The following is a 7500-nucleotide window of genomic DNA, read 5'->3' as shown; positions in this document are numbered from 1 at the left end:
GAAGGACTATCCTCTGAAGGTCTCGCAGAACGAAGATGTCCGCCTCCGCGAGCTCGAAGAGCGCGGGCAGGCGCGGGTGTGGTTCCGGGATGGACGAGGACGTTTCACGGTGTACGACGTGCGGCCCGCGCACCGCGTCGGCGTCCGGTTGGCCGACTGCCACCTCTGACACCCCCGCGCTATCCGTGGCGACTCGTTGTCAGAGAAGGCGCTCCCCACGAAGCGCGGCGCCTCCAAGGCGGTTTGCTTCGTAACGGGATCTTAACGTTGGAGCAAGGCCCCGGCTACACCAGCGTAACCGGACGTTTCTACGATCGAGCCCGCTGAATGCGCTCCTGAGAAACCAAGACGCTGACTTTACCTGAGCGCGCGCTAGTCAGCCTGCTCGCCGACCACGTCCAACCGACGAGCGGGAATGCGGCCTCGGAAGCCGTGTGGTAGGGGTCATGGGGCTGGAGGGCGGGCGTGGCGGCGTCGTGTGACGGCTCTCTCGGTGGCACGTTGGCAAGCCCGGTCTGTCACCGGGCAGACGTGGCGCAACAGGTCAGGTTGTGGCTTGTGAATGCCTGTTTCCGGGAGCGATCGGGTGCGTGACCGCTTTAACGGCACCAAGGACGCGGGCTTCTGTCCGGGGTGAGGGCTCCAGCTCTGGTCTCTGTGGGGCTTTTGTCCGCGATGCGGACGCAGCCTGGACGACCTCCACCTCGCCCTGTCGGGGGGCACCGTCGACGGGGCGCGTGAAGTGGCGAGCGGATCGCCGAGTCTTGCGGAAGCGCTGCATCTGTTGCAGGCCGGGTTGATGGCCGAAGCTGAGGCCCGCCTGCGGACCAGCCTCAGCGAGACGCCCGGGGACGTCGAGGCGCGATTGATGTTGGCACAGTTGCGGTTCGAACGGGGCGCCATCGCGGAGGCAGGCGCGCTGTTGGACGAGGCCGCCAATCTCGGCCCCGACCGGTTTGAGGTTCGGCTTCGGCGGGGTGAGTTTTTCGCCCGTCTGGGCATCTACCAACAGGCGCTTGCGGAGCTCGAGGCCGCCCGTCGACTGCCCGCCCCCGACTTCCCATCCCTCCTCTACTGCCAGGAGCTGTGGCGTTGGGTCGCCGAGCGCGCGCGGCAGGCGTTCGTCCGGCAGCCCACGTTGCCGCCAGCGCCTCGCTGGTTGCAATCTCTGGCCCGTCGGCTTCAGAGCTGGAGGAGAGAGCGCCAGCGATAACCTAGCGAGGAGGACGTCGCGGCTACGTTCATGCTCCTGACAGCAATGCTCGCGATTATGCTGATGCGCGTGTTCGTGCCTCGGGGCGAGCGCATCCGTGGCCGCCCGGTGAGGACGATCGCTCTCTCGTTCGCGGAACGAGTATTGCTGCAACGGGTGAACCTGTACTCCCTTGGCTTCGTGCTGCTGCTTACCGCGGCGGCCGGTCTCATCTCGACGGCCTGGGAGCTGCTGGTCGTCGACGCGGCGTCAGGAATCCTCCTCCTTCCTGTGCGATGCGTGTTCACCACGGAAGGGGTCGCGGTCAACAACGTGGTGTTCCGCCCGTGGGACGAGTTTTCCGGGTTCACGACCGAGCGACGCCGCATTCGTCTTCACGGTAGGGCGGGGACCCGCGATCTGGCGCTGCCGTTGTTGCCCGCCCGGCAGAGCGAGGCACTGGCCGTGATTCTTGAGGCCGCTTGGCCAACCCGCGCCGTCGCTCCAACCGCGTCACCCGTTCCCGGGGGAAGAAGCCACGAGCGGGCTGGGCAACAGGGTCAGGACGTCCTGGCGCCGCCTCCCCAGGAGGCGAGTGCTTGTGGGGGCGGCGCTAGCGCTCCTGCTCTCCGGCGGCGTCCTGTTCGCGTCGGCCGGAACGGCGTCGGCCCGGTGTCCGGAGGGGAAGACGTGCCCGGACCGGAGTGGCGTGGAGACCGGCAGCGGGGCGAATCTGGTGGCTCTCCCCCCGGGTGCCATTACGGAGGAGGATTACGCAGCCGCGCAACAGGACGAGCCCTTCGCCGCCAAGCTGGCTGACTGGGTGAACCAGAACCGACTGGCCGTCAACTTCGTATGGGTCCTCATCACCGGCTACCTCGTCATGTTCATGCAGGCCGGTTTCGCGTTGGTGGAAACAGGCTTTACCCGGGCCAAGAACGCGATGCATACGATGGCTATGAACTTCATGATCTATGCCCTCGGCATGTTGGGCTACTACGTGGCGGGGTTCGCCTTCCAGTTCGGCGGCATCGGCACGCTTGGCGTGCCGAACCTGGGAGGCTTGGGGACCTTAGATAAGGAGCTAACTATCTCCCTGGGAGGAGTCGACTGGGGCATCATCGGGTACAAGGGCTTCTTCCTCCACGGCGATGCGTACGACGTGGGCGTCGCGGCGATGTTCCTCTTCCAAATGGTGTTTATGGACACCGCCGCCACCATCCCCACCGGGGCGATGGCGGAACGGTGGAAATGGACTGCCTTTGTGGTGTACGCGCCGCTGATTTCCATCATCATCTGCCCCATCTATGGGAACTGGGTCTGGGGCGGTGGGTGGTTGTCACAGCTGGGCACGAAGGGCCTCGGCGCAGGCTACCTGGACTTCGCAGGCAGTGGGGTCGTTCATGCCATCGGGGGCTGGACGGGCCTGGCAGGCGCCATGGTGCTTGGGCCGCGTCTGGGGAAATACAACAGGGACGGGTCCAGCAACGCCATCTCTGGGCACAACCTGGTCATGGGGCTTCTGGGCACGTTCATCCTCGCCTTCGGATGGTTCGGGTTTAACCCGGGAAGCACGCTGGGCGCGTCTGGCGCGGGCAATCTGCGGATCGCCATCGTGGCGACCAGCACCATGCTGGCTTCCGCCAGCGGCGCCCTCGCCGCCATGGCCTACACGTGGCAGGTGCAGGGCAAGCCCGACCCGAGCATGATGGCCAATGGTATGCTGGCGGGCCTCGTGGCCATCACCGCCCCCAGTAGGCTTCGTAAGCCCTGCTGGCGCCGTCGTCATCGGGCTCGTCGCGGGCGTCTTGGTCTGCGTGTCCGTGGCGGTGATCGACCGCGTGTTGCACGTGGACGACCCGGTGGGCGCGATCTCCGTGCACGGTGTCTGTGGGGCTTGGGGCCAGGTCGCACTGGGAATCTTCGCCGACGGCACCATGAGTTACAACGGCCTGGCAGCGAAAGGCCTCCTGTTTGGGGACGCCGGACAGTTCGCTGCGCAGGTCATCGGAGCGGTCGTCGCGTTCGTCTGGGCCTTTGGGTTAGGCTGGGCGTTCTTTAAGGCCTACGACCTCCTGTTCGGCCTACGGGTGTCGCCTGAAGTCGAGCTCGCCGGCCTGGACATCCCGGAGCTGGGGGCCCACGGCTATCAGCCCGACGCCGAGCCCTACCGGCCACCGTCGCCCTTGTCGTCGACCCCTGGCGCGCTCGGCCCGCAGCCCGCCGGCGGTACCGCGGGAGGAGCGACCTGAGACCCGGCCGTGGAAGGGACGAGAAGGAGCTTTAGGTGAAGAAGGTCGAAGCCATTATCCGGCCGGACAAACTGTCCGTCGTCCGCAAGGCGCTGGAGGAGGTTGGCCTCGCGGGGCTGACGGTGACCGAGGTGAAGGGTCACGGTACCCAGCGCGGCATCACGCAGCAATGGAGGGGTGTGACCTACACGGTCGAGCTGCTCCCGAAGGTGAAGTTAGAGCTCGTGGTTCATGACGGGCTAGTGGAGCGCGTGCTCAGCGTCATCCAAGAGTCGGCTCGAACGGGCGAGATCGGTGACGGCAAGGTGTTTGTCTGGCCTGTCGAGGACGCGCTGCGCGTGCGAACGGGCGAGCGCGGCGAGGCGGCATTGTAGAGGGCTGGCCGCCCCGAAGATTACCGCAGCGCTCGCAACGCTTCTATCGGCGTGTCGGCGGGGTGTGTTGACGGCCGAGTCTGCTCCTTCGTGGAGTCCCGCGGCCAGCGGGGCCACACACTGCGATGGAGCGCGGGAGATTCCGGGACGCTCGGCGGGCTGGGGGCTCTCATCGCCTGAGGCCGGCATTGAGCTCATGTTTCCCGCTGGCTATGAGGGCCCAGCGCGGCCGCCGGTAACTCATGGGGGCTCTTGGTTTGTCCACTTCTGCCGGAGGCGCGGAAGCCGGCCGACGTGGCCGGTCTCGCCTGCTGTACGCCCATCCGCAAAGCAAGCCCGCGGCGGCGCCCAGGGCATGCTCGAACGGGTACTCCCGGTGGATGAACAGGAGCGTGAAGACAGTCACCAGGATAAGCGATGCCACCGCGGGAGCACGGAGGCGCCGGGGCGCGAGCGTGGAGGCGGCGGCCAACGCGCCGAGCATGCCGGCCGAAGAGCCAAGGTCTGGCGTGTGTAGATAAGAAGCGGCAGTGGCCGAACCGGCCGCCGCTAGCCCGCGGAAGAGGAGCGCCGAGCCGACGCTGGCGATCAGGTCGGACGTGAAGAATACAGCCCACGCCATCCATGGCCCCGCGAAGAACTCCAGCGCTCCCACGTAGAGCGCCACTTGTAGTGCCAGATGCCAGGTCAGGCCCGCGTGCTCCTGGACCAACGGCACCAGAGGCAGGACGTACAATCGGCCGGCTTGAAGCGTGTCGAAATCGAAGCCAATCGTGCGGAGAATGAGCGGTTGCTCGGAGCGGAAGACCGTCCCGGTCAGCAGACCGACGGCGGTGATGACGACGAGGAGCCCCGGGGTGAAACGCAAACGGCTAGCGAGCCCCCGAAGCGCGCGCAAAGAGTCGTCCGGCAGGAGACGGAAGACCGCGCTGGATGGAGGCATGGACACGTTACGCTGGCTCCGGCTGGAGGTGTAATCGCGCCGGCGCCTCCCCATGCGGCTGGCTCCGCATTTCGCCCGCGCGGGCTACCGCGAGCAGGAGCCCTGGGAGTTGCCAGTCGCTCGGATAGACCAGATAGCGCGGCTCCCAGCGGGGATTAAACTTGTCCTTGAACTCCCGCAGGCCCCGGTAACGAAAGAGCGGTTCGCCATGGGAGTAGAGCAGGCGTAGGAGGCGCTCCGCCACTGACCCGCCGCGGTCATCCAGACCGGCGAGCGGCGCTAGACCCAAGTTCATCGCTTGAAATCCGGCTTCTTGAAAATGGAGTGCCAGGTAGACATACAGGACGTCGGCCGAGCCTCGCGGCTCCTGTCGATACCGTACCAGGTCGAAGTTGCCCTGGCGTGAGCGGAAGGACGGGATGATGTTGGCGAATGCCACAATGCCGCCGGCTTTGTGCCGGATCGTCATCACCTGACACTGCCGTACGTATTCCTCGCTGAACTGCCCCTGGGTGAACGTGCGCTCCCGCCGTCCTGGTTGTGCCAGCCACTCGTCAGAAATGGCGCGTAGCGCTCGCAGGGTGGCGTCATCCAGTGGTGGGTCCAGCAGTTCGATCCGGTATCCCTCGCGTACCAGCCGGTTCACGGCGGCCCGGAGGTGCTTCATCCGGCTCCCGCGCAATGAGAATCCGTCCAGCTCCAAGACGGCCTCCTCGCCGACTTTGAGCGCCCGTAGGTTCATCGAACGGTAGAGGGCCAGGTAACGGGGCGAAGCCTGGTGGAGTGCGAATGCCCACCCGTTGCCATCGCAATGCTCCCAGAAGGCTACGAGTAAGTCCTCGAACTCCGAGGGATCGCCGATGGGGTCGCCCATCACCACCGCCGTGGTACCCACAAGTTTGTACGCCAGCATGGAGCCGCCGCTCGCCGAAAAGAAGTGACACTTGTCGGGCAGGAGTGCGAAGAAGGCAAGCGACGACTCTCCGTGCTTGCGGACGATCGCCATCGCCCGTTCGTGTCTTCGTGGGTCGTCTTCGTTTCCCGAGACGGACGGACGCATCAGCTGTGAGAGGGCGAGCAGCGCCGACGCCGGCAGTAAAACGTGGAGCGAGCTGGTCAACCAACTTTCATGATGACCAGCTAAATCTAGGTTAGCGGCCGGAACGAGAAAGGCGAGTCGCGCCGTTGTCAACAGAGCTTGCCCCAATCCTCGGAGCTGACCAGGCTCTCGCGTCGACGCGAGGAGCGCCAGCATCCCGTGGGTCGTGGCGAGCGCTGCGGCTCCGGCCAGGACGGCGACGCCACGTCGGACCGCTGGCGGGTCGGCGGGCGCCCCAAACGTACGTCGCCACAAGAGCAAGACGACCGCCAGGCTTAGTGTCAAGAACATAGCCGGCAGGTCCAAGCTCTCCGCCGTGTGGGTAACGGTGGACAGAAACGACGCAGCGAGGGCTACGGTCCAGGCTGCCCGGTTCCGCTGTGATAGGCTCCATGCCGACCTTACCAGCACGAGGCCCAATGTCAGCAGGGCGAGGTGGCTGCCCTCCAGGGCCTGGCGCGGGTCTAGGTCGTGTGCCGCGCCGCTCAGCGAAAATCTGGTCATCGCCAACACGACGTCCAGCGCGCCGACAATGGCGGTTAGGGCGGCGGCCGTGCGAGCGCGCGCCCGGTTCCGCGCCAGCGACATCGCTACTTTCGTGGCTCGGTTCTCCGTCCCGCTCCGGGCATGCACCGCGTCTGAGTTTGGCTGCGGGTGAGCCAGCCTCACAGCAACGAGGCCGATGAGGAAAGGGATCCAGAATTCGAACACCCGATACCCGAGGGTGACGGCCACGGCCTTCGGCTGGTCCATGCCCAAAGAAATCAGGAGCAACGACAGGGAAGCCTCGACCACCCCAATCCCGCTGGGGGTGACAGCGATCATGGAGAAGAGGATGGTAAGAGCATAGGCCGCCACCGCCTGCTCCGGCCCGATACCTGCGTGCAACGCTCGCCCGACCGCGTACAGCACGGCGATGCCGCAGCCTTCCAAGCTGAGCGCTGAAAACAGCGGAATTATGTATCGCGCTGGTTGCCGCCTGACGGTTTCGACAGCATCGCACAGCTCCGCAGCCAGCGTGCGGGCTCGGCTTTCGGAGAGGACGGAGCCACGCCGCAAAAGACGGCTTCCCGCGTTGACTGCCCGCGCGGTTCCGGCGAGGAGCGCGGTCAGCCGGGTTGGACGTCCGAGAGCGAAGAGCAAGATCGCTACAACGACCGCGATCGAGGCAAAAAGGACGGCGGCTGCGATCACCTCGTGCTGTGTCAATGACCCCCGGGAATACAGCAGAACGAGCGCGAGGGCGAGGGTGGCGAAGTAGGCTACGTATCCGAGCGCCACCGTCGTCAGGTAGGCGATGAAAGTCCGGCTCTGCGGGAAGCCCAGCCTGCGCGCCTCGTTCAGAAACGGCGCCATACCTCCAAAGCCGCCCGTTTTGGAGACCAGATTGAGGAAATGCGCGCCCAAGCCCAAGAGGAACAGCCGCGGCAGCGGCGCGGGCATCCCGGCGGCTCGGAACGCCGTCGCGTACAACAGGCCGGTGGCAGCAAACAGCCCGATCTCCGCTGCCACCGCGAACAGCAGGAACCCCATGTCCGCCTTGGCGGCGAGGAGCGCCACGCCGGCCAGTTCGCGCAGGTGGGTCAGCGCTGCGAACGTCGCTAGGAGAGCCACCGCCGTCCAGAGGACAGAGCTCAGCT

The 7500-nt window shown here is 66.0% G+C and carries 5 protein-coding genes and 1 pseudogene; 4 read left to right on the top strand and 2 right to left on the bottom strand.

Features of this window, described 5'->3' with window-relative positions:
- Positions 1-742 precede the first annotated feature (742 nt).
- The 4 genes and pseudogenes from VNN10_12345 (at position 743) to VNN10_12330 (ending at position 3818) form a co-directional block, all read left to right on the top strand.
- Complete coding sequence (locus VNN10_12345) at positions 743-1213, top strand: tetratricopeptide repeat protein (protein HXH22807.1); 471 nt, start codon at positions 743-745, stop codon at positions 1211-1213.
- Positions 1214-2075: 862 nt separating this feature from the next.
- Positions 2076-2891, top strand: a pseudogene (locus VNN10_12340) (ammonium transporter).
- Positions 2892-2907: 16 nt separating this feature from the next.
- Positions 2908-3444: a hypothetical protein gene (locus tag VNN10_12335; GenBank protein HXH22806.1), complete on the top strand. Its 537-nt coding sequence runs from the start codon at positions 2908-2910 to the stop codon at positions 3442-3444.
- 35 nt (positions 3445-3479) lie between these two features.
- On the top strand, positions 3480-3818 hold the full coding sequence (locus VNN10_12330; protein HXH22805.1) for a P-II family nitrogen regulator: 339 nt from the start codon (positions 3480-3482) through the stop codon (positions 3816-3818).
- A gap of 169 nt (positions 3819-3987) precedes the next feature.
- On the opposite strand, the gene VNN10_12325 is transcribed toward VNN10_12330, so the two are convergent.
- Together VNN10_12325 and VNN10_12320 are read right to left on the bottom strand one after the other, a co-directional pair.
- The gene (locus VNN10_12325) at positions 3988-4761 is read right to left on the bottom strand and encodes a hypothetical protein (GenBank protein ID HXH22804.1); all 774 of its coding nucleotides are present in this window, start codon (positions 4759-4761) and stop codon (positions 3988-3990) included.
- A 7-nt stretch (positions 4762-4768) separates the two neighbouring features.
- On the bottom strand, positions 4769-7474 hold the full coding sequence (locus VNN10_12320; protein HXH22803.1) for a flippase-like domain-containing protein: 2706 nt from the start codon (positions 7472-7474) through the stop codon (positions 4769-4771).
- Positions 7475-7500: the final 26 nt, after the last annotated feature.

Source organism: Dehalococcoidia bacterium, from assembly GCA_035574915.1.
GTDB lineage: Bacteria > Chloroflexota > Dehalococcoidia > DSTF01 > WHTK01 > DATLYJ01.
The sequence above is the reverse complement of the archived record's forward strand: the minus strand, read 5'-3'. Positions and strand labels throughout refer to the sequence as shown.

Excerpts from the sequence above, each read along its gene's own strand:
- VNN10_12335 (HXH22806.1), top strand. The coding sequence starts at position 2,908 with ATGGTATGCTGGCGGGCCTCGTGGCCATCACCGCCCCCAGTAGGCTTC.
- VNN10_12325 (HXH22804.1), bottom strand. The coding sequence starts at position 4,761 with ATGCCTCCATCCAGCGCGGTCTTCCGTCTCCTGCCGGACGACTCTTTG.